The 19,948-nt window shown below is 55.1% G+C and carries 23 protein-coding genes; 11 read left to right on the top strand and 12 right to left on the bottom strand.

All coding sequences use genetic code 11. The features are described 5' to 3' along the window. Window position 1 precedes the first annotated feature (1 nt). The 3 genes from BP07_RS07295 to BP07_RS07305 are packed head-to-tail and all read right to left on the bottom strand — an operon-like array spanning window position 2 to window position 2,494. Complete coding sequence (locus BP07_RS07295) at window positions 2-640, bottom strand: segregation and condensation protein A (RefSeq protein ID WP_042687447.1); 639 nt, start codon at window positions 638-640, stop codon at window positions 2-4. 9 nt (window positions 641-649) lie between these two features. Continuing rightward, window positions 650-994: a peptidyl-tRNA hydrolase Pth2 gene (pth2, locus tag BP07_RS08900; protein ID WP_042687451.1), complete on the bottom strand. Its 345-nt coding sequence runs from the start codon at window positions 992-994 to the stop codon at window positions 650-652. Next, complete coding sequence (locus tag BP07_RS07305) at window positions 995-2,494, bottom strand: NAD(P)H-hydrate dehydratase (protein WP_245597080.1); 1,500 nt, start codon at window positions 2,492-2,494, stop codon at window positions 995-997. Window positions 2,495-2,543: 49 nt separating this feature from the next. Here BP07_RS07305 and BP07_RS07310 point away from each other — a divergent pair, with 49 nt between their 5' ends. Further along, window positions 2,544-3,392: a polyprenyl synthetase family protein gene (locus BP07_RS07310; RefSeq protein WP_052353341.1), complete on the top strand. Its 849-nt coding sequence runs from the start codon at window positions 2,544-2,546 to the stop codon at window positions 3,390-3,392. 56 nt (window positions 3,393-3,448) lie between these two features. Here the strand turns inward: BP07_RS07310 and BP07_RS07315 are convergent, their stop codons facing one another. The 3 genes from BP07_RS07315 to speD form a co-directional block, all read right to left on the bottom strand. Next, a complete protein-coding gene (locus BP07_RS07315) occupies window positions 3,449-4,279 on the bottom strand; it encodes a F420-dependent methylenetetrahydromethanopterin dehydrogenase (protein WP_042687454.1) in 831 nt (276 codons plus the stop codon). A gap of 297 nt (window positions 4,280-4,576) precedes the next feature. Further along, entirely contained in the window at window positions 4,577-5,593 is a 1,017-nt protein-coding gene (locus BP07_RS07320; protein WP_042687456.1) for a bis-aminopropyl spermidine synthase family protein, read from the bottom strand. 6 nt (window positions 5,594-5,599) lie between these two features. Beyond that, window positions 5,600-6,010: an adenosylmethionine decarboxylase gene (gene speD, locus BP07_RS07325; protein ID WP_277352333.1), complete on the bottom strand. Its 411-nt coding sequence runs from the start codon at window positions 6,008-6,010 to the stop codon at window positions 5,600-5,602. Between the two features lie 395 nt (window positions 6,011-6,405). Between speD and BP07_RS07330 the strand changes: the two genes are divergently transcribed. Genes BP07_RS07330 through BP07_RS07340 form a run of 3 tightly spaced genes read left to right on the top strand, consistent with a single transcriptional unit; the run spans window position 6,406 to window position 9,486 of the window. Continuing rightward, the gene (locus BP07_RS07330; RefSeq protein ID WP_211247081.1) at window positions 6,406-7,023 is read left to right on the top strand and encodes a DJ-1/PfpI/YhbO family deglycase/protease; all 618 of its coding nucleotides are present in this window, start codon (window positions 6,406-6,408) and stop codon (window positions 7,021-7,023) included. Next, on the top strand, window positions 7,020-8,027 hold the full coding sequence (gene argC, locus BP07_RS07335; RefSeq protein WP_042687458.1) for an N-acetyl-gamma-glutamyl-phosphate reductase: 1,008 nt from the start codon (window positions 7,020-7,022) through the stop codon (window positions 8,025-8,027). The genes BP07_RS07330 and argC overlap by 4 nt, the downstream gene beginning before the upstream one ends. Window positions 8,028-8,052: 25 nt before the next feature. After that, on the top strand, window positions 8,053-9,486 hold the full coding sequence (locus BP07_RS07340) for a B12-binding domain-containing radical SAM protein (RefSeq protein WP_042687460.1): 1,434 nt from the start codon (window positions 8,053-8,055) through the stop codon (window positions 9,484-9,486). Window positions 9,487-9,611: 125 nt separating this feature from the next. Here BP07_RS07340 and BP07_RS07345 read toward each other — a convergent pair whose 3' ends face one another. Both BP07_RS07345 and BP07_RS07350 read right to left on the bottom strand, forming a co-directional pair. Further along, window positions 9,612-10,802, bottom strand: coding sequence for a redox-regulated ATPase YchF (locus BP07_RS07345; RefSeq protein WP_042687461.1), 1,191 nt, complete (start codon window positions 10,800-10,802; stop codon window positions 9,612-9,614). Window positions 10,803-10,938: 136 nt separating this feature from the next. Next, window positions 10,939-11,199, bottom strand: a complete 261-nt coding sequence (locus BP07_RS07350) for a hypothetical protein (protein WP_042687463.1) — start codon at window positions 11,197-11,199, stop codon at window positions 10,939-10,941. 83 nt (window positions 11,200-11,282) lie between these two features. Here BP07_RS07350 and BP07_RS07355 point away from each other — a divergent pair, with 83 nt between their 5' ends. Continuing rightward, on the top strand, window positions 11,283-12,482 hold the full coding sequence (locus tag BP07_RS07355) for a PEGA domain-containing protein (RefSeq protein ID WP_042687467.1): 1,200 nt from the start codon (window positions 11,283-11,285) through the stop codon (window positions 12,480-12,482). Here the strand turns inward: BP07_RS07355 and BP07_RS07360 are convergent. Continuing rightward, window positions 12,469-12,819: a hypothetical protein gene (locus BP07_RS07360; protein WP_042687471.1), complete on the bottom strand. Its 351-nt coding sequence runs from the start codon at window positions 12,817-12,819 to the stop codon at window positions 12,469-12,471. The genes BP07_RS07355 and BP07_RS07360 overlap by 14 nt on opposite strands. Before the next feature lie 377 nt (window positions 12,820-13,196). Here BP07_RS07360 and BP07_RS07365 point away from each other — a divergent pair, with 377 nt between their 5' ends. Then, window positions 13,197-14,168, top strand: coding sequence for a transcriptional regulator (locus tag BP07_RS07365; protein ID WP_042687867.1), 972 nt, complete (start codon window positions 13,197-13,199; stop codon window positions 14,166-14,168). Here BP07_RS07365 and BP07_RS07370 read toward each other — a convergent pair. The 3 genes from BP07_RS07370 to BP07_RS07380 form a co-directional block, all read right to left on the bottom strand. After that, entirely contained in the window at window positions 14,165-15,256 is a 1,092-nt protein-coding gene (locus BP07_RS07370) for a DUF362 domain-containing protein (RefSeq protein WP_042687473.1), read from the bottom strand. The two genes, BP07_RS07365 and BP07_RS07370, sit on opposite strands and share 4 nt — an antisense overlap. 87 nt (window positions 15,257-15,343) lie before the next feature. Next, entirely contained in the window at window positions 15,344-15,841 is a 498-nt protein-coding gene (locus BP07_RS07375; RefSeq protein ID WP_042687477.1) for an Lrp/AsnC family transcriptional regulator, read from the bottom strand. Next, window positions 15,838-16,341 (bottom strand): Lrp/AsnC family transcriptional regulator, encoded by a 504-nt coding sequence (locus BP07_RS07380; RefSeq protein WP_084174170.1) that lies wholly within the window; start codon window positions 16,339-16,341, stop codon window positions 15,838-15,840. The genes BP07_RS07375 and BP07_RS07380 overlap by 4 nt, the downstream gene beginning before the upstream one ends. Window positions 16,342-16,404: 63 nt before the next feature. Here BP07_RS07380 and BP07_RS07385 point away from each other — a divergent pair, with 63 nt between their 5' ends. From BP07_RS07385 to BP07_RS07405, 5 genes are all read left to right on the top strand, one after another. Beyond that, window positions 16,405-17,136, top strand: coding sequence for a PspA/IM30 family protein (locus BP07_RS07385; RefSeq protein ID WP_245597081.1), 732 nt, complete (start codon window positions 16,405-16,407; stop codon window positions 17,134-17,136). Window positions 17,137-17,140: 4 nt separating this feature from the next. Further along, entirely contained in the window at window positions 17,141-17,419 is a 279-nt protein-coding gene (gene pspAA / locus BP07_RS07390; RefSeq protein ID WP_042687484.1) for a PspA-associated protein PspAA, read from the top strand. 74 nt (window positions 17,420-17,493) lie between these two features. Continuing rightward, window positions 17,494-19,233 carry an ATP-binding cassette domain-containing protein gene (locus BP07_RS07395; RefSeq protein ID WP_042687486.1) on the top strand — a complete coding sequence of 580 codons (1,740 nt, stop codon included), beginning with the start codon at window positions 17,494-17,496 and terminating at the stop codon, window positions 19,231-19,233. Then, window positions 19,217-19,555, top strand: a complete 339-nt coding sequence (locus BP07_RS07400; RefSeq protein WP_042687488.1) for a hypothetical protein — start codon at window positions 19,217-19,219, stop codon at window positions 19,553-19,555. Before BP07_RS07395 ends, BP07_RS07400 begins: the two co-directional genes overlap by 17 nt. After that, the gene (locus BP07_RS07405; protein ID WP_042687490.1) at window positions 19,556-19,894 is read left to right on the top strand and encodes a hypothetical protein; all 339 of its coding nucleotides are present in this window, start codon (window positions 19,556-19,558) and stop codon (window positions 19,892-19,894) included. Window positions 19,895-19,948 lie beyond the last annotated feature (54 nt).

A 19,948-nucleotide genomic window follows, 5' to 3' on the forward strand; every position in this document is an offset into this window, starting at 1 on the left:
ATTATCTCCCCTCGATGTACAGCTCGCCAAAGAACTCATCCTGATGCAGCCGTATCCTGCGCTCGTTCGCAAGGAACAGCAGCGAGAGATATATGAACACCGCTGGCACGTCTGTAAGCGTGCACAGCAGCTCGCTCAGCGTGAGCCTGCGCTTGGAGCTGAGCAGACCCCTCAGGGACTCCCACACCATCCTTACGGTGTCCTCCATGTTCTCTTCGTGGGACACGTCGACCACCTCGCTCCTCTCGGCCCTCACCTCCCTGCGCTCTTTTCGCCTGCGCTCTACCCTCTCCGCCTTCTTGAGTTCCTCGATGAGCTCGTCGAGCGTTGCAGGTCTCTTCGTCCTTCTTCTCGTGGGGATGTGCAGCTCTGGGTAATTCTCCAGCAGGGCCATTTGCTCCTCTGGCTCCTCCATCGGTGGTGGCTCCTCGGCATGCTCCTCGGTGAGTGCCTCGGACTTCATCCTGAGCAGCACCGAGGCATAGAACAGCGTTCGTGCCGGCAGTGCAAGATTCATTGTCCTCATGTGCTCAATCTGGCGCAAAAAGGCGTCGGTCACCTGCACGATGTCGATGTTCCATGGGTCTATCTCACCCCTCTTGGCAAGCTCCACCAGCATCTCCACGGGGTCCACGTCCATGGCTTTCACCTACAGCAGCTTCAGGTCCCGGGTGAGCACATCTATGCGCTCTGCCTCTGCTGGCCCTATTCCGAGGGCAGTGAGCGTGTTTGGGGGAAGCTGTGTGAGTCCTGCATCGTGCACGAGGGCACAGGGAAGTCCAAGGCGCCTTGCCTCCTCATACAGCTCCAGCAGCTCTTTTTCACCTCTCACCTTCACCACTATCTTCTTCTGCCCCTCTGCGAGCCACCGCCTTCTTGCGGCTGAGGATGCCTGCTCGAATGCGGCAATCGCCGCATGGGCAGCCTGTGCCGCCATCTTTCCCTTGCCCATGTCGAGGTCAGTTCGTATCACGATGCACTGCTTGTACTCCACTCACTCGACCCTCCTGTAGTGCCTCCACTCCCCAGCCATCACCCTCGGGATGCGGGGGAGCAGGTCTGTGGCGAGCAGGCTGTATCCTCCCTCCAGCCTCGCCATGTCCCCAGCGGCCCCGTTGATGAACGCGGCGGCGCACGCAGCCTCGAAGGGCGATGTCCTGCACAGAAGCGCTCCAGTGATGCCCGCGAGCACATCCCCAGTGCCCCCCACCGCCATCGCACCATTGCCAGTGATGTTGAGCCTCGTCCTCCTCCCATCGGACACCACGTCCACCGCCCCCTTGGAGAGCACCACCACTCCAAGGGACGTGCAGAGGTCGCGTATCAGCCCGCAGCGGGCATCGAGGTCGGTGGGCATCTTCCTGCCGACGATGGCAGCCAGCTCCCCCATGTGGGGGGTGAGCACCACATCTCCCTCGAACAGCGTGTCCTCGTGCACCACCTTAAGAGCATCGGCATCGAGCACCGCCCGCCCGCACATCGGCAAGAGCTCCTCCACCGCATCGAGCGTCTCTGCATCCCTTCCGAGCCCGTTGCCCACCACCACCACATCGTGCCGCTCTATCAGCTCCTCTATCTCTGGCAGATGCTCGCAGCAGAGCACATCACCCTCGAGGGGCCGCACGATGAGGTCCGGGCTGAACGACGCTATACTCCCGCTCACAGAGGAGGGCGTGGCGACTGTCACGAGGTCTGCCCCTGCCCGAAGTGCTGCAAGCCCCACGAGTGCTGGCGCCCCCGTATACGGTCCCCCTCCTATCACCAGCACCCTGCCGTTCTGTCCCTTGTGTCCTCTCTTTGCCGAAGGAAGGGCGGCGTGCATGTCCCCGGGCCCTATGAGCTGCTCCATACTGGGAGAGATGCCTATAGGAACGACCACCACCTCTCCAGTGTAGCGCCCGGCATCGGGGTTCGAGAACCCCCTCTTGGGGGCGTGCAGGGTGAGCGTCATGTCTGCCCTCACCGCCACATCTGCCCTTCCGGTGTCGGGGTCGAGCCCGCTGGGGATGTCCACCGCCACCACGAACGCATGACAGGTGTTGATGAGCTCGATGGCACTCCTCACGGGCTCCCTTGGTGCCCCATGGGCACCCGTGCCCAGCATGGCATCCACCACCACCTCGAACTCTTCCATGGATACATCCGAGAGCTGCGAGGAGTCCGTGATGGGTACGATGCTCACCCTTCCCCTCTCTGCCTCGAGGGTGAGCAGCTCGAGGTTGCGCCTTGCGGCATCGCTCGCCATGCTCCTGCCGAGCAGGAACACCGTAATCTCGTGCTCTGTGAGGTGCCTTGCAGCAACGAGCCCGTCCCCACCGTTGTTGCCCGTCCCGGCAAACACGGCAAGCCTTCCCCTCGGAAATCGTCTGGCAATCTCCCTCGCAATACCAGCCCCAGCGTTCTCCATGAGCAGGGGCGTATCCAGCCCGAAGAACGCACAGTTCTCGTCCAGCCTTCTCACATCCTCAGAGGACATATACATGCCTGACCCCATGTGGTATCATCGCCACCTTATTATATAGGTGCACCCCCACTTACTCGGGATGAGCGCCACCAGCATAGCCAGCATGTGCCGCACCGAGCTATGTGCAATAGAGCGCAGGCTCCTCGAGGTGGTGGATGAGCTCGATGCCCCAGGGCTCGTAAAAATAGCCCGCTATGCCATCACATCTGGCGGCAAGCGGACCCGCCCCCTGATGCTCATCCTCACGGGTGAACTATTTGGATGCGAGATGGAGCGCACCCTCGATGCAGCGGTGGCAGTGGAGCTCATGCACACCGCCTCGCTGGTGCACGACGACATCGTGGATGAGGGGGTGTGGCGCAGGGGAAAGCACACCACAAACCACACCTTCGGCACCGATGCGGCGATGCTCTGTGGGGACATGATGATATGTGCGAGCATGGAGCTGTTGAGTGCATACGAGCCCGAGGTGATGCACACCTTCTCGAGGGCCGGGGTGAGCATGGCAGAGGGAGAGCTTCTCGACGTCTCGGGCATCACCTCGGAAGAGGCGTACCTTGAGTGCATACAGAGAAAGACTGCATCACTGTTCTCTGCTGCGTGCACGATGGGAGCGCTGATAGCCCGTGCATCACCACGCTGCGTGGAGGCATGCGAGCGCATGGGATGGCACGTGGGCATGGGCTACCAGATGGTGGACGACCTGAGAGAGCACATGGGTGCACACACCGACAAGCTGTCCTTGAGGCAGCACCCCACGCCGCTCGGAGAAGGAGACAACATCACGCCAGAGGTGGTGCGCTGGCATGAGCAGCGGGCGCTGATGCTGCTGGATGCTCTGGAGTGCTCGAACTCAGATGCCCGCAGCAAGCTCACCCACCTGATACACGGGCTCACCACCGAGATGATCGAAAAGAGTCAGCAGTGAGACCGAAGAAACACTCTGACAAAAAATCGAGTAAAAAAAGGACTCATTCGAGCCCTTCACTGTGGCTTCTCGTACAGCTTCATCTTGGAGAGCGTCTCTCCGCTCTTGGCATGGGGCATTCTGGAGACTTCATCCAGCGTCTTTTCAATCTCTCTGGATTCCTCGGCGAGCTTGGCTGCGATGCGCATCATCTCATGTCCTGCGGCTGCTGCGAGCACGATGTCCTCGATGTCCTTGTACACAAAGCACGCCTTGAACGTGAGGTCTGGCACCTTGGAGGCGATGTGAGCTGCTGCCATCGCCTTTGCCCTGGCATAGGGATTGGAGAAGTTCATCCTCTCGGTGCACTTCTCTGGCGTCACGAGGATGTGGGGAAGCTCGAGCTCCTTACCGCTCTTGCCGGCGTCCACCTGCGCAATTACCTTGTCCAGCTCCTCCTTCACCAGCCTGGACACCCCTGTGAGGCTGAGCACCTTGAGCACGTCCGAGTTGAACGATATCATCTCGGTGGCATCGAGGAACTGCCGCTTTGCACCAATCAGCGGGTCCATCGGGATGATGATGTACCCAAAGCCAGCCTCCTCTATCGCCTTTCGGTCGTCCTTCTTGGTGGGCCCATCGGATATCACGATTGTGGGTGTGTCGCTCCAAATCTCGCGCGCCTTGGTGGGTCCGGGAGCCATCGCATTCGGGCTTATGATGATGACGAAGTCTGGACCCCACTGCTTGAGCTCGGCAGACTCCTCTGCCTCCTTGGGCGTCATCTTGGCTCCACTTCCGAGCACCCTCACCTCTATGCCCTCTCGCTGGGCAATCTCGTCGAGCAGCAAGTCGATGCCCTGAGAGGTTCCCAGATTTCCGAGCTTTACAAACCCTACCTTGGCCATAGAATCACACACGAGAGTTATCCAGCAGGTTTATAGCTCTTTTGCATCTCCATGGGCAATGCTTATATACTGGAAGGTGCTCTATCGTTGAGTAATACGTATACTATGTTTAATAACATCTGGTGTTATTAAACCACTGTATATGTATTACGTCAGACAAGTCCGCCACTCCTCGGGCGGACACCCCTCCATTTTCAAGGCAGGCACTGGTCGTGCACCCCCGGCAAGGATAAGCTGAAGTTGATTCTTCCCTTATCGGCGGAAATCTCCATGCGAAAGCTGGGAGTGGTTCACTGATCAATAGGGAGTGGCCCAGCTTTCCCCGTCCTTGTAAACTTGTTCGTCTATAATCATTTCCCCCTCAACGAGTGGTTTCGGCTCTTTAACAGCTTCAATTCTGAGGAAGCTGGACTTGTACCAGTTGTAATCTATTCTGGCACCAAGACTTTTCACGATCGGAAGCTTGTGCTGGAATCTGAAGAAGTTCTTCTCCTCTTCGGGATATACACTGAATTTTCTTCTGATGTCCGTTATCACAAACCCCATGTCATGGACCATCCTCTGAATTTCGTACCATTTTCTGCGAGAGGCCTCGAGGGTGGTGAGGCCAAAATAGGCTGAGCAACCCACACCTCTGAGAGTTGAAACGCCCCGCGAAAGGAACAGCCTCAAACCGGGTATGGTCTCAACGGGATCTGTAACAAACACATCAAATTTCTTTTTGAGCTCTTTGGGAAAAGCCGACTGAACGTCGTAGATCATGGCCTCAACGTTGAGCGAGTGTTCATCTGCAACCTTATTTATGAAATCTATCAGCCTGTCGTCGATATCGACCACAAACACCTTTTCCGGCATTCCAGTAAGCGAGGCGGCGATGCTGAACAGGTCGTCATCTCCAACCACAAATATTCTGCCATTAAGGTCCCCCCTTTCGTAAACGAACTCGAGCCTCCTCAACACACCTTCCTGGCCTATGAACCCCTGATCGTATTTTTCCACAGCCTCAGGTCTGTTTTTTGCAATCTTCCCATATTTTTCAAGAATCTGTTTGAAAAACTCTGGAATCGCGTAACCGGTCCCCTCACAGCAACTGCATGTAAGCCCCTCAACATACCTTAACCCCCTGCTAACCTCCTTTCCCCTTTCCGTCAATCCGGCTCTACCGTCCCTGAGGTATATCAGCCCATCATTCCTCAGCCCGCTCACCACCTCAAGGAACTCGTTGAGCGACGCGTCCTGAGAGTCTATGAGCCTGTACACGCTAATCTCCCCGCCCAGAAGAGTTTGTAGAATCTGTCTTTCAATCCTGTCCATTTTTCATCATCCCCTGCTGAGAACATAATCTCTGTACGATTTTGGTTTGAACTTCTGGAGGAATAATTTAAAAGCTTTCTCTGCTTTATCTATATCACCACACGTAAAGACATCAAGGTTTACAAGTTCATATTCGGGCCAGGTGTGGATGGAAACGTGGCTTTCAGAAATTAAAACGATTCCCGTCACGCCATGAGGATTGAATTGCTTGTACACACTGCCAACTTTTGTCAATCCAGCCTCGTCGATCACCTCCTCCACGATCTGGCGTACTCCTTCTTCCTTCGCAATGAGTTCCTTGGGCACTCCATAGAGCTCGGCAATAATGTGCTTCCCCACTATCATTGTCCCCATCCTTTTCACCCCAATCTCAACTCGAATTTTAACCAGTTTTCCTGCTTTCAGATTTGATTTCATATTGTTGCTTACTATTTTTCGCAATCAATGATTTCCACTGGAGTGACTAAGCGGGGTTTTAGGCGAATTAATTTTTAAATTTCTCGCTGGATTTAAAGTTGATTCAGTTATTTAATCTATCGGCGGGAAGCCCCCTTCCGAATAAGGGTAGTTCAGGGAGTAGTTCACTATGATGAGCATCGATAGCGCTTACGCCCTCACGGCCGTGTGCACCGACGAGAGCGGAGGCACCGTGTTCAGCACACACTGATTCCGCCGGGGGTATTATGAGCACGAGGACTTTACCCTGAAGTCGAGTACTCGCCTGAGACCAGAGATGGGGACGACCCCCGTGCTGATTTTGACTCACCACCATAGAAAACCTTTTTTCCCTTGTGTGATGGAGATATATCACTGTGCGGGGAGTGCCGATATGTATCGTGCTCATGGTGGTATTTGCCTCCATGGGCTGCATCCAAGGGGATGATGGTATGAGTGGCGAGGAAAAAAAGGGCAGGGTAGTGATGGTAATCGCACCACAGGATTTTAGAGACGAAGAGCTGCTCGTGCCCAAGCGGGCACTGGAGGCTGCTGGGTTTGACACAGTCGTGGCGAGCACGCGCAAGGGGGAGGCAGTGGGGATGCTGGGTGCGAGGGTGAGCGTTGATGCCACGATAGATGAGCTCGACCCTTCCCAGTATGATGGAATAGTGGTGGTTGGGGGCTCTGGTACCAGAGAATACCTATGGGGGAATGCGCAGCTGCACGAGCTCATCAGGGCATTCTTTGCCCAGAATAAGACAGTTGGAGCGATATGCCTCGCACCCGTGGTGCTGGCAGAAGCTGGGGTGCTCGATGGAAAGAGGGCCACCGTGTTTCCAGATAGCGAGGCGATATCGGAGCTTGAGGAAGGTGGGGCGAGCTATGTGCGAAGTCCTGTGGTGTTGTCTGGGGGCGTAATTACCGCAGAGGGTCCAAAGGCTGCCGAGAGCTTTGCAGCCGAACTCATCCACGACCTCGAGGAGAGAGCATGAAGGTGGGTATCATTGGGGCCTCTGGGTACACGGGAGGAGAGCTGCTGAGACTTCTCCTGATGCATCCGAGGGTGAAGGTGGAGTGTGCCACATCGAGAAGGTTTGAGGAAAAGCCCCTTGCCAGCGTGCACTCCCATCTTTCGGGCTTCACGGATGCTGTGTTCGAAAACCTCACACCTCGGGAGGTGGCAGACAGGTGTGATTTGGTGTTCACGGCAGTGCCCCATGGAGCTGCCATGAAGGTGGTCCCAGAGCTGGTGGAGGCTGGTGTGAAAGTGATAGACCTCAGTGCAGACTATCGGCTTCCAAGGGAGACGTTCGAGAAGGTATATGGCATGGTGCACATTGCCCCCATGGAGGCGGTGTTCGGGCTGTGCGAGCTGCATCCAGAGGTGGCGAGTGCCACGCTGTGTGCCAATCCAGGCTGCTATCCCACCGGCGCGGTGCTGGCAGCGGCGCCTCTCGTGGCACAGGGCGTCGTGGAGAGGGTGGTGTTTGACTCAAAGAGTGGAATAAGCGGGGCTGGGGCAGAGCCCACGAGTGCCACTCACTATCCAAACGTGGCTCAGAATGTGGTTGCATACAGACTCACCACCCACCGCCATCTCGCTGAGATGCGGATGGAGCTTTCAAGGCTGTTCGAGGGAACGAAGGTGAGCTTCACACCGCATGTGATACCCTCGGTCAGGGGCATTCTCACCACTGCCCACGTGTTCGTGAGGGAGTCATTGAGTTCAGAGGACATCCGTGGGTATTACGAGGCTTTCTATGAGGATAAGCCATTCATACGGCTGCTGGACACCATCCCCACCCTCTCGGCTGTGAGGGGCTCCAACTTTTGCGACATTGGCTTTGAGGTCGAAAAGGGCACTGACCGCATAGTGGTGGTCTCTGCCATAGATAACCTCGTGAAGGGGGCCTCTGGTCAGGCTGTGCAGAACATGAACCTCATGAGTGGCTTCGATGAGGTGGAAGGGCTGTGGAACATTCCCGTATCTCCATAGGGAGCGTATCAGGCAGGGGTGTGGCATGAAGGTTGCCCTCGTGAACCCGCCAAGATTTGGTGGAATTCCCGTCATCAGGGAGGACAGATGTGAAATCACCGATAGGGGCTCCCTTGTCCCCCCATACAGCCTTATCCAGATAGCAGCCCAGCTCAAAGAGCACCAGCTCATCGTGATAGATGCCAATGGTATGAATATGAGCCACGAGCAGCTCAGGAAGCGTCTTGAGGCATTTTGTCCAGATGTGGTGGTGTTCAGGTTCACCCCCACCACGTTTGACAATGACATGGAGGTTGCGAAAATCGCAAAGCAGCTGAGAGAGGATACGCTCACCATAGGCATGTGCTGGACGCTCAGGCAGTTTGCAGAGCGCGTCCTCAGGGAGAGACCCGAGCTGGACATCTACGTTGTGGGTGACTATGAGGTGGTGGTCAGCAGGCTTTTGGAGGTGCTCGAGCAGGGTGGTGATGTGCGAAAGGTGGAGGGGGTGGCGTTTTTCGAGGATGGAGAGTTCGTCATCACTCCCTCGTGCCATGCCGCGTTCGATTACGATTCCCTTCCCATGCCTGCATACGAATACCTCCCTCCCCTGTCCACCTACCACATCAACACCCGCCACGGCTCGCCCTTCACCATCATGTACACCAGCAAGGGCTGCCCGTACAACTGCATATACTGTACCGTGAGAAGGACTGTGTGGAAGGGAAGGAGTGCCCAGAGCATCCTCGATGAGATTCGCTACCTGAAGGAGCATCACGGCATCCGCACCATCTCGTTCTTTGATGAGACGTTCACGTTCGACCGCGAGCGCGTGGTCGAGCTGTGCGAGGGGCTGTGTGAGGAGGGGCTGAACATCAGGTGGTACTGCAACACCCGTGTGGATCACGTGGATGCCGAGCTTTTAAGGCTGATGCGAAGGGCTGGCTGTCGGGGAATGTCCTTTGGGGCAGAGTCTGGCAGCGACGAGATTCTCAAAAGGGCGAAGAAGGGCGCCACAGCGGAGCAGACCGAGAGGGCGGTGAGGCTGGCAAGGGCAGCCGGCATCAAGACGTACCTCAGCTTCATGTTTGGGCTTCCCGGCGAGAGCTGGGATACCGTGCATGAGACGATAGAGTTCGTGGGAAGGGTGCTTCCCAATGGTGCCCAGTTCAACATCGCTGTACCCTACCCGAGCACTGAGCTGTACGAGCATGCGCTTGAGAAAGGGTACATCCCGCGGGAGCTGGACTGGAGGCAGCTCTTTCAGCACCGCTCGGTGATGAGAACTGAGCACATGAGCCAGGAGGAGCTGGAGCAGGCACGAAGGCTTGCCTACCGCTCCCTCTACTTCAACCCGAGATGGATACTCAGCAACGTGCTGTTCGTGCTGAGGGAGCCCACCGAGGCGCCGCTTGCCGTGAAGTACTATCTGAAGTCACTCAAGAACCTGCTCGTGCACAACATGGAGCATGCACACTGAGGAAAGGCAATATGAAGAGAAGAGTGCTGGCTGCGCTGGCTGGCACCGCAGTGGGATTCTGCTTGAACTGTGCCGTGGGGGTTTCCAAACTTTGCTCGTATCGTTGCCCTCACCACTCCCTACACCTACTTCACAGCCACAATCTTTATCACATCGCCGCTCTTAAGCTCGTAGCTCTCTCCAAGCCGCCTTCCAGTGCGTCCATCCACTGCATACAGAAACCCCTCTCCAAGCTCGGTGTGCACCTCATATGCGAGGTCGCGGGGCGTGGAGCCCCTTGGCATGAGGAAGGCATCTGGCAGCACCCTTCCATCCTTGTCGGTCCACTTAGCCTCATCTTCCACGGGATACACCACGATGAGCCCGAGAAGCTCGAGCACAGCCCTGTTGAGGCACTCCTGCACGCCCGTGGAGCCAAAGCGCTCCAGCAGCTCCCCTACTCTCTCGAGTGCCCTGAGCTGCTTTTCGGTGGGTGTGCCAGTGATGCGAAAATCACCATCACCCGGCACGTACTCGATGAGTCCCGCTCTCTCCGCCATCCTGAGCACGAGTTCTGCCTCTGCGCTGGTGGGCACCACCGTGTAGTGTAGCTCCTTTAGCCTCTTGAGGTTTTCCTCTGGTGCCGTGTCCATCTTGTTGGCGGCAATCAGCATGGGCTTTGATACAGAGCGCAGATAATCACACAGGTCAAGCAGCTCGTGCTCGTGCCATGCGGCAGGCTTGTCGGAAGGTAGCCCGAGTTCTGAGATGGCTGCCCTCACGTGTGCCTGACTCACCCCCACACCACTTAGCTGCTCTGCAATCACATGCTCTATCTTAGTATGCTCTGCCTGCACCCTCCTTGCGAGCCTGTCCCATCCCCTGACGAGTATCTGCATCATCCAGTACGTCAGCTCCCTCTCCAGAATGTCCACGTCCTCCAGCGGGTCGTGGGACCCCACACCCACGGGATTCCCCTCAGCGTCGGTGGAGCCGCTCGCATCCACCACGTGCACAATGGAGCTTGCCTCCCTCAGCCTGTCGAGAAATGCGTTGCCCAACCCCCTGCCCTTGTGGGCATCGTGCACAAGCCCTGCCACATCTATCAGCCCCACGGGCACGAACCTTGCACCCTCTCTGCACTGTCCGCACCTCTCGTCCAGCTCGAGGCAAGGACAGTCCACTCTCACCGAGCTGATTCCTATGTTGGCATCAATGGTGGTGAATGGGTAGTTGGCAATCTCCACATTGGCCAGCGTGGCTGCCTTGAAGAATGTGGACTTGCCGCAGTTTGGCTTTCCAGCAAGGGCAACCTCTCGTATCCTCAGCACCCCCATTCCCCTCGTGAGGGTGGGTATTTAAGGGTTTTCGAGGGAAGGTGTTGTGGAAACACTGAGGAAGCTAATCCCAGAAAAAGAGATTGAGCTTGAAGGCTCACGCCGAGAAATCATTAGGGAGCTGGAGAAATACGGTTTAGTGGAGTGATTGAACTACTCTCATACCCTCTTTTGTAATTTTAACCCTGTAAGATGCGATACCCGTGGCACTTTCTTCTCTCTCTACTTTGTTTACCTCGACAAGATTTAGCAACTCCAAGAACTTGCAGTTTTTCTTTACAGTTTCGTAATTTGTTCTGAGGGTCTTGGAGAGATTGTAGTAAGTGTAGACCTTACCATCAGAGAGGGTCTTTAGGAGTTCTATTTTCTTTTTGTCGCTGATTAATAGCTCATCCATATTGTAGTGGCTACCACAGTAAAAATCATATATAACGAACAATTAGGTGTTATGTAGTGAACACTACAATGTGGTGGTGAAGTATGAAAAGCTGGGTTGCTTGCTCAATTGCTTCATTGATAGTGTTAGCGGTTTTAGTAAGTGGCTGTGCTGAAACGCCCCAAATTGAGAAGCCAACGGTTACGGTTGACAGTGTGAGTGTGAAAAACGTCGCACCTCGGGCTTTGGATTTAGAGGTTCGTGTTATAGTGAGCAATCCGAATTCTATAGGAGCTCACCTCACAAAAGTTGTGTTCGATATTTACTACCTGAAGAATGGTGAGCAGAAGTATCTGGGTCATGGAGAGTTACGAGACGTGGATATAAGGAGTCAGGGAGACACGACGATAACTGTTCCCATAACTGTGGACAATTCCAGAGCTATCGCTGGACTACGTGAACTGGCAAAATCAGGGGCGGTTAAGATAAAGGTAAGCGGCTCTGCATACCTCGACTTGAAGGCAACTACATTGGAAATACCATTTGAAAAAACGAAAGAGGTATCATTGGCTCTCACTGCACCTGAGCAAAGCCCGACAACAGCAGCTACAAGTCCAACGGCAACTACCACTGCAACCCCCACACCTACACCCACAGGCTCCATTTATGTCTCGTCATCTCCCTCTGGAGCCAGCATATACATCGATGGCATCTATCAAGGCACCACTCCCAAGACCATATCCAACTTGAATGCTGGTATGTACACACTGAGGCTGTCCAAGGATGGATATGAGGAGCACACGGAGCGTGTGATAGTGGAGGCTGGAAGGACTGCCACTGTAAGTGTGAGCCTTTCTCCTATACCCACCCCAACGCCAACTACTACGACGACTCCTACGCCAACAGAGACAGCGACACCTACACCAACACCAGCAGAGACTACCAGAGAAAAGCTCTTCCTTCAAGTCTCGCCGAGCCCAGCCAAGGTCGGACAGACAGTTGAAATCACTGTGAGCGTCGATGGAGAGCCCGTCCCCGATGCTTACGTTGGGTATGTTGATGTGGTTAATTTAACCGTTGGGCTTACTGCGGCTTATCTAACTGAAAGCCCAGAGGTTGCTGTGAGCGCGATAAAATCGTCAGGAAAGATAGCGGGCACAACAGACGCTAACGGGAAAATTGAGATTACATTCGACAAGCGAGGGGAGTATATCATAGCAACGTGGAAGCCACCAGAAACGTGGAGGCGTCCGATTATTGAATACGTGCCCTCAGCCACGGCTTTAACAGTCAGACGGCTGTGAGTGGGACTTTTCCACCCACCCTATCTCTTTTTATACATACAGGAATTATGCCCCTCATGTATTTGCATCTTCCAAACTCTCCAATTCCACATTCTATACAGTCAGTTTGAGAGATAACTCTAAAGCCTGCCATCTGTATCTCTCTAATCCACTTTGATATGCAAGGGAGGTTTGATTTCATGGCATTATTTGTTTTGTATTTTACACTGTAGTATTTGAGTACCCACAGGAATGCATCCTTATAGTTGTTGAATTCTGCTGCTGGTAGGTGATTGCCAAGTTCATAAATCTGTATTAAAACCCCACCTTTTTCATGTTCTCGAATCTCTACAGGCATCTTACAACACCTCTATTTCTTTCACGCGATACTTGTGGCACATCGAGCATTGCCTCGGTGTCGATACTTTCTCCTTTCTTGCTACCCATTCGTGTCCGCATACGAGGCATTTAAATTTCATTGGATATAATATATACTAAACCTATATGAACATTATGTTGTAATACAAAAGTTTTTTATAGAGTATAGTGGGCGTATTATAATATGCCATGGGTGAGTAGAGTGAATCTCCGAACAGGCATATGGGACAAGGAGAGAGCCTTTCGGGAGTATCCTGAGAGGTGTCCCTACCGTTTTTAAAAATAAGTGATATTTAATAAAAAGAACACTAATTAATAAACCTTTTTAATATGATGGGGGCAAAAAAGATATGCATCATGGGTGCAGATAGAGAACCAGCGTCCCTGCTCGAGAGAGTGATAGCCCTGCTGAAGGCAGCAGGCTTTTCCACCTCGGATAGGGTAAGCACGAGGCCAAGGAGCTTTGACGTGGCTGCTCGGAGAGATGACGTGCTGCTCTTTTTAAAGTGCCTGTACAACATAGACTCCCTGAGCAGGGAGGCTGCCGCCGAGCTTCGCAGGCTCGCCCAGTATCTTCTGGGCTCTGCCCTCGTGGTGGGCGAGAGGGCGAGAAACCACCCCATCGAGAGAGATGTGGTGTACATGCGCCATGGCGTGCCCGTGGTGAACTTCGATACGCTGTACGACTACCTAATCGAGGACACACCGCCCCTGATTCAGTCAGAGCCCGGGGGGCTCTATGCGAGCGTCAGTGGCGAGAGGCTGAGAGAGCTTAGAATCAGGAGGAACATGTCCATTGGCTTTGTGGCTCAGATACTCGGGGTGTCGAGGAGGACTGTAAAGAAGTATGAGGATGAAGATATGAAGCTCTCCGTAGATGTGGCAATAAAGCTGGAGGAGCTCTTCGAGGCGCCACTGGTGGTGCCCATAGACATCCTGAGGCCCCAGAAGGCAGTTGAGGTGCCCCCACGTGAGTCAGACATGGTGGAGGGGGACGTGCCCACAAGGCTCCTCATAGACTTTCTGAGAAGGATTGGATTTGACGTGCTGCCCACGAGGCAGGCGCCCTTTTCTGCTCTCTCAAAGGAGACCCTCTTCACAGTGCTCACGGGTGTCACCCGGCGATACAGCCAGAGCCTCGTTAGACGGGCAAGGCTCATGAGCAGCATCTCGGAGGTAGCTGGCACGGAGTCCGTGTGTATGGTGGAGGGAGAGCCCAAGACACAGCACATCGAGAGGACGGCCATCATCACCACACAAGAGCTAAGGCGGGTTGATGAGCCGCTCGACCTGCTGTCTCTGATACACGAGAGGGTGGGAAAGAACTAAATCTCCTCGAGCGTGTACAGGGAGCTTCCAGCTCCAAGCCGCTCTGCGCTCTCAAGATGTATGTATGGCGAGATATCCCATATCGTGCTCAGTCTCTCCTTTTGCACATTGGCATGTGCATAGTCGTGAAGGAACGTGCTCTTGTTCACGAGGTCAATGGTTGCCCGATCGAGCGCCACGGGGTCTTGGGAGAACAGCATCCCCACATCCTCCACGAACGGGGCATCGGAGTATGCAAAGCAGTCGCATCCAGCCGTCAGCTCATATGCCCAGTTGATGTAGAATATCCTCCTCTTGAGCGCCCTTATGGGGCCCACCGCCGCCTCGCCCAGCCGAACCTGCATCCTTTCCCTCGACCCTTCTGGCTCCACAATGGCTCCAAAGGCACACGCCGACTGGCATGAGAGCTCTCCAGCACACCTCTGTGGGTCTATCACGGCCCTTTTACTCTCTGGGTGGATGGAGATGGCTCCCCATGGACACATCTGTATGCATTTCCGACAGCCCGTGCACAGGTCTTCGTCCACGCTTGGGATGCACACCTCGTGTACCTTCCTCTTACCTGCCTTTGTGAGGCACCCCATCCCAAGGTGCTTTATGGCTCCTCCATACCCGCTGGCAGGGTGCCCCTTGGCATGGGATACCACCACCATGTAGTCGCATTTGGCGCATGCACTTGCCACCTCTATCTCATCTATCTCACTTCCGCCCACGGGTATGCTGACCCCATCGTCCCCTCTGAGCCCATCTGCTACCACGAATGGTGCTCCCATGCTGGCGAGGTTGAAGCCATTGGCGGATGCCACCTCGATGAGTTCGGGCCCATTGAACCGCATACCCCCATACAGCGTGGTGCTCTCTGTGAGAAATGGCCTTGCGCCCAGCTCCTTTAGCACATCCACCACTGCCCTTATCACTATGGGTCTCACATGGGTGGTGTTGCCCCACTCACCGGGATGAAACTTCACGGCAACGACATCTCCCCTCTCGATTCCCTCCAGCATCTCGGGAAGATGCCTCCGTATCACCTCTGGCTGGCTCTCCTCTGGTGATGCCGCTCTTGCATCCTTGTACCACACCACGCTCACATCAATACCTCCAGAGCGTGTTCCCCTGTTCCCCTGTTCCCCTGTTCTCCTGTTCCCCTGCCTTGCCCCTGAGATTGCCTCTGCCTCTCATCCCCTGAGCTTTGCCACGAGGTCGCACCCCTCTATGGGCTCCAGCATCACACACAGGCTCAGTGGCTTTATCACGTTCCTTGGCGAGAGAATGTGAGCCTCCACCACCTCGAGGGTGCCGTAGTTCTCTCTGCGCAGGGAGTGCACGAAATGACTTGCCTGCATGGTGTCTTTGAAGGCATACAGGGCGAGGTGGGTGCGCTCGCTCGTGCACAGCCTGAGAGCGGAGATTAGGTTGGGACTGTCAAATAGCGAGAGTGCATCTTCCGTGTCCTCTATTCTCAGCACGAGCAGCACGATGCTCTCAAACCCCAGCTTCTCGAGGGAAAGATGGGGCACGTACCTGCGTATGAGTCTGCTGTTCTCGAGCTTCTTTCTTATCTTTCCCACACCTGTGGTGGATATGCCCGTCCTGCTGCTGACCTCTGTGTCCGTGGCTCTGGAGTTTATTATGAGCTCCTGGAGCACCTTGCGCTCGTTCTCACTCAGCATCATGCCTCTCCCTCCATATCAAGAGCAGATGCCACCAGACCCGATGTGTCGTTCTTGAGCACATCGTGAACGAGCAGGTGGCACACCTCTCTCACCTCGAGGTAGTCGCACAGCTCACTCTGCACGGCGCTTAGGTAGTCTTCGGCAGAGCGTATGTCGCTGAACACGTATGCCACCAGGTGGGTGGCATTTCCGCCATGAAGCCGTATGCACGCCACACAGTTGGGAGATGAGGCGAGGATATCATTAACGCGCTCGCCATGCTTCTGCCATGCTTTGCTCAGAACTCTGTAGCGCACCACTGTCAGCACGGCAAGTCCCAACGCCTCGATATCAAGCTCCAGTCCATATCTCTCTATGAGCCCCCTTGCCTCGAGCTTCTTCCTTATCTTTCCCACACCCGTTGTGGAAAGTCCAATCTGACGGCTGATCTCAGTGTCCGTGGCCCTTCCATTGGCTAACAACAGTTTCATGACTCTTTTTTCATTGGAAGAAAGGTTCATATTCTGAACTCATGTGTACTTATTTAAATAGGTATCGATGTGAGTTTCGACATCCTTTTATCGTTGCCCGTACAAGTTGGAGTGGTGAGGCGCATGGGGATACTGAGCAGGATGGGGCTCATCGTGAAAACAAAGGCAAGCAAGCTTTTGGATAGGTATGAGGACCCGAGGGAAGTGCTGGACTACTCCTATGAGAAGCAGCTCGAGCTGATAAGAGAGGTTAGAAAGGGCATTGCACGGGTTGCCACGTCGAAAAAGAGGCTTGAGATCCAGAAGAGAAAGCTGGAGGCTCAGATGGAAAAGCTCGATGTACAGGCAAGAAGGGCTGTGGAGATGGGTAAGGAAGAGCTTGCAAGGGTCGCCCTCGAGAGGAAGATTGCCCTGCGCTCCCAGATATCACAGCTCGATGGAGAGATAGCCACGCTCACCGCAGAGCAGCAGAGGCTGGAGCACACCCATGGCAAGCTTGCCCAGAAGATAGAGCTCTTCAGGGCAAGAAAGGAAGTGCTCAAGGCGAGGTACACTGCAGCCGAGGCGAAGAGCGAGGTGGCAGAATCCCTCTCTGGCATCTCTGAGGAGATGGCGGATGTTGGGCTCGCACTGGAGAGGGCAGAGGAAAAGACAGAGCAGATGAGTGCAAGGGCAGAGGCACTGGACGAGCTAATGGAGAGCGGCGTGCTGGATGACCTCTCCGTACGTGAGGACGACATCGATTCCAAGCTCGAGGAGCTATCGGCGAGTGCAGAGCTCGAGAGGGAGCTTGAGCGGCTAAAGTCTGAGGCTAAGGAGGATTGAGAGCATGATAGTCAGGCTGATGGGCGAGGGGCAGTATGTGCTTCCCGATGAGGACGTCGAGGTGCTAAATGAGATAGATAACGAGATCGTGAGGGCAATAGAGCGGGGGGATGAGAAGGGTTTTGAGGAAGGGCTTGCAAGGCTCATCTTTGAGGTCAGGCACAGAGGCGAACCTCTGGCAGGGGACATTCTCCGACCCTCTGATGTGGTGGTGCCACCCGAGGACCTCACCTTCGAGGAGGCAAAGGCGATATTCACAGGTGAGGGCATTATACCTGACTGAAGGGCCCGACCTGAATATGCACGGCTATTGGGTACTGCGACCTCAGGCTCATCGAGGTATGAGGTGGGAATGACATGCTGCTTGTAGATGGCATCGTGAAGGAGTATGAGGTGGACTCAAGGCGTATCAGGGCTCTTGATGGTGTCAGCTTCAAGGTGGACGATGGGGAGATACTGGGCATCATAGGAAGGAGTGGAGGAGGCAAGTCAACGCTCATGCGCATTCTCAAGGGGATAGAGCCCTTTGATGGAGGAGTGATAGACCTCGACCAGCGTCAGATAACGCCCGACTCCTCCGAGGGGGAGATGAAGTGGCTTCAGTGGGCAACGGCCATCCATCTGCAGCGCTCGTTTGGACTCTGGACTGAGTCTGCGCTGGAAAATGTGATGCGCAGGCTCTATGCAAACCGATATGGGTATGAGGCACTGCCACCAAAGGACTCTGATGAGTATGAGGAGCTTGCTCGAAGTGCAGAGAAGTATCTTGCAATGGTGGGGCTCCTCCACAAGAAGCACCACATGGCGTTTGTGCTCAGCGGCGGTGAAAAGCAGCGCGTGCTGCTCGCAAGGCAGCTTGCCAAGAACCCGAGGCTTCTGTTGCTCGATGAGCCCGCCACGATGACGTGCCCCAAGACCAAGCAGGAGGTGCTCGATACCATCCTCAAGGTGAGGGAAGAGACGCAAATCCCCATCGTGCTGGTCTCCCATCTGCCGGAGGTGATTGCCTATGTCTCGGACAGGGTGCTCTGGCTGGAAGAGGGAAAGGTGAGGGCAAAGGGAGAGCCCCTTGAGGTGCTGCGGGAGTTTCTCAGCGAGATGCCGCCCGCTGCCCCACTACCTCCCATGCGCTCAGATGAGACGCTCCTGAGGGGCAATGGGCTTGCCAAGCGCTACCGTTTGCTGAGCGCTGGCGAGGTGCTCAACATGAGGGACATCGGCATCTCTGTGAGAAGGGGTGAGATTCTTGGGATAGTGGGCAACAGCGGTGGTGGGAAGACCACGCTCATGAAGATGCTCGCTGGCGTGCTCAGCCCAGATGCGGGCAGCGTGCAGTTCAACCTCGATGGCAGGTGGGTGGAGCTCACGACGTATTCCCGCGAGAGGATGGAGGTCAGAAGAAGGCTCGGTATAATGTATCAGGAGTTTGCCCTTTCCCCTCACTCCACCCTGCTCACCCAGATTGCCTTCAGGCTTGGTGTGAAGGGGCCAAAAGCCGTGGAGGAGGCAAGAAAGAGGGCAGTGGAGATGGGGATTGGCGATATGCTGCTTGACTCCCTGTATGTGCTCATGGACATGCAGCCCGATGAGGTGCGGGAGAGGTTGAGAGAGATGGGGCTTGAGCCAGAGGTGTTTACGAGGCTCTTTCCGGCGTTTCCCGCCATCGAGGCGAGAAAGTATGCAGAGCCCGTGTTCGAGGCGCTCGGACTTTCCCTCGACATCCTCGACTGCACATCAGAGCACCTCTCTGGAGGGGAGAAGGTGAGAGCGATGCTCGCCCTTCAGATGGCATCCAACCCAGAGCTGCTCATTCTGGACGAGCCCTTTGGGGACATCGACCCCATCACCCTGCGGGAGGTTGCCAACTACATGAAGCGGCTGAATGCCGAGAGGGGAACCTCATTCATCATCGTGAGCCATCACATGGACTTCATGAAGGAGATTGCCCACAGGGTGGTATGGATAGAGTCTGGAAGGATAAAGGCAGAGGGGGACCCTAAGGAGGTGTGTAACACATTCATAAGGAGAAGCGGTGCCAAGTATCTGGAGTGGAATATCGAGCGCATCATGGAGGGTGTGCATGGCAAGACAGCTTGACGAGGACGAGATGAGGCTGCTCTCCAAGCTCATCGAGGGCTCGGTAGATGACCCAGAGGAGAAGGCAAAGAGGTATCACGCTATTCTGCCCCCTCTCGCCAACCATCACTCTGCCTCTGTACAGGACTTTGCCGAGAGGCTTTCAAGGCTGAGCGATGAGGAGCTCTCCTTTGTGGTTGGGCTGGTGCGCGAGGGCAAAGAGAGCCTGAGCAGACTCGAGCCAGAGTATGTGGAGGCGTTCCTCGACGTGGTGGATGAGAGGCTGGGAAGGGAGGCTGCGCTGGAGGTCTTCGATATATACAAGCTGGTCGAGGGACTTTAGATGGCAAGGGAACTCAGTGAGTACGACCTGAGCATACTCAGAAAGCTTGCGGGCGGTACCGATGTTCCCGTGTGTGAGCACGTCGGCTCTGGCTTTCGCTCCATTCTTCCCCCTTTGTGGGTGCACTACCGCCTGAGCCACGAGCAGGTTGCGGAGGGACTGAGGTCGCTATCCGATGAGGAACTCGAGTACCTCGTAGAGCAGGTCAGGAGGGGAGAGGAGAGCCTGCACTGTGCACACCCAGACCACGTGCAAGCCCTGCTCGATGAGGTGGACAGAAGGTTTGGACGAGATGTTGCGATGGAGCTGTTCGAATTCTATAGGCTCATGAGCGGGTAGTGCCAATGTTGATATATGAGGTATAAGTAAAGTGCAAGTGGCTCAGAGGGAAGG

Origin of the sequence: Methermicoccus shengliensis DSM 18856 (genome assembly GCF_000711905.1) — an archaeon.
Classification (GTDB): domain Archaea; phylum Halobacteriota; class Methanosarcinia; order DSM-18856; family Methermicoccaceae; genus Methermicoccus; species Methermicoccus shengliensis.

Coding starts and splice junctions, on each gene's coding strand:
- BP07_RS07295 (WP_042687447.1), bottom strand. CDS start 640: ATGGACGTGGACCCCGTGGAGATGCTGGTGGAGCTTGCCAAGAGGGGT.
- BP07_RS07305 (WP_245597080.1), bottom strand. CDS start 2,494: ATGGGGTCAGGCATGTATATGTCCTCTGAGGATGTGAGAAGGCTGGAC.
- BP07_RS07310 (WP_052353341.1), top strand. CDS start 2,544: ATGAGCGCCACCAGCATAGCCAGCATGTGCCGCACCGAGCTATGTGCA.
- BP07_RS07315 (WP_042687454.1), bottom strand. CDS start 4,279: ATGGCCAAGGTAGGGTTTGTAAAGCTCGGAAATCTGGGAACCTCTCAG.
- BP07_RS07320 (WP_042687456.1), bottom strand. CDS start 5,593: ATGGACAGGATTGAAAGACAGATTCTACAAACTCTTCTGGGCGGGGAG.
- speD (WP_277352333.1), bottom strand. CDS start 6,010: ATGAAATCAAATCTGAAAGCAGGAAAACTGGTTAAAATTCGAGTTGAG.
- argC (WP_042687458.1), top strand. CDS start 7,020: ATGAAGGTGGGTATCATTGGGGCCTCTGGGTACACGGGAGGAGAGCTG.
- BP07_RS07340 (WP_042687460.1), top strand. CDS start 8,053: ATGAAGGTTGCCCTCGTGAACCCGCCAAGATTTGGTGGAATTCCCGTC.
- BP07_RS07345 (WP_042687461.1), bottom strand. CDS start 10,802: ATGGGGGTGCTGAGGATACGAGAGGTTGCCCTTGCTGGAAAGCCAAAC.
- BP07_RS07350 (WP_042687463.1), bottom strand. CDS start 11,199: ATGGATGAGCTATTAATCAGCGACAAAAAGAAAATAGAACTCCTAAAG.
- BP07_RS07355 (WP_042687467.1), top strand. CDS start 11,283: ATGAAAAGCTGGGTTGCTTGCTCAATTGCTTCATTGATAGTGTTAGCG.
- BP07_RS07360 (WP_042687471.1), bottom strand. CDS start 12,819: ATGCCTGTAGAGATTCGAGAACATGAAAAAGGTGGGGTTTTAATACAG.
- BP07_RS07365 (WP_042687867.1), top strand. CDS start 13,197: ATGGGTGCAGATAGAGAACCAGCGTCCCTGCTCGAGAGAGTGATAGCC.
- BP07_RS07375 (WP_042687477.1), bottom strand. CDS start 15,841: ATGATGCTGAGTGAGAACGAGCGCAAGGTGCTCCAGGAGCTCATAATA.
- BP07_RS07380 (WP_084174170.1), bottom strand. CDS start 16,341: ATGAACCTTTCTTCCAATGAAAAAAGAGTCATGAAACTGTTGTTAGCC.
- pspAA (WP_042687484.1), top strand. CDS start 17,141: ATGATAGTCAGGCTGATGGGCGAGGGGCAGTATGTGCTTCCCGATGAG.
- BP07_RS07395 (WP_042687486.1), top strand. CDS start 17,494: ATGCTGCTTGTAGATGGCATCGTGAAGGAGTATGAGGTGGACTCAAGG.
- BP07_RS07400 (WP_042687488.1), top strand. CDS start 19,217: ATGGCAAGACAGCTTGACGAGGACGAGATGAGGCTGCTCTCCAAGCTC.
- BP07_RS07405 (WP_042687490.1), top strand. CDS start 19,556: ATGGCAAGGGAACTCAGTGAGTACGACCTGAGCATACTCAGAAAGCTT.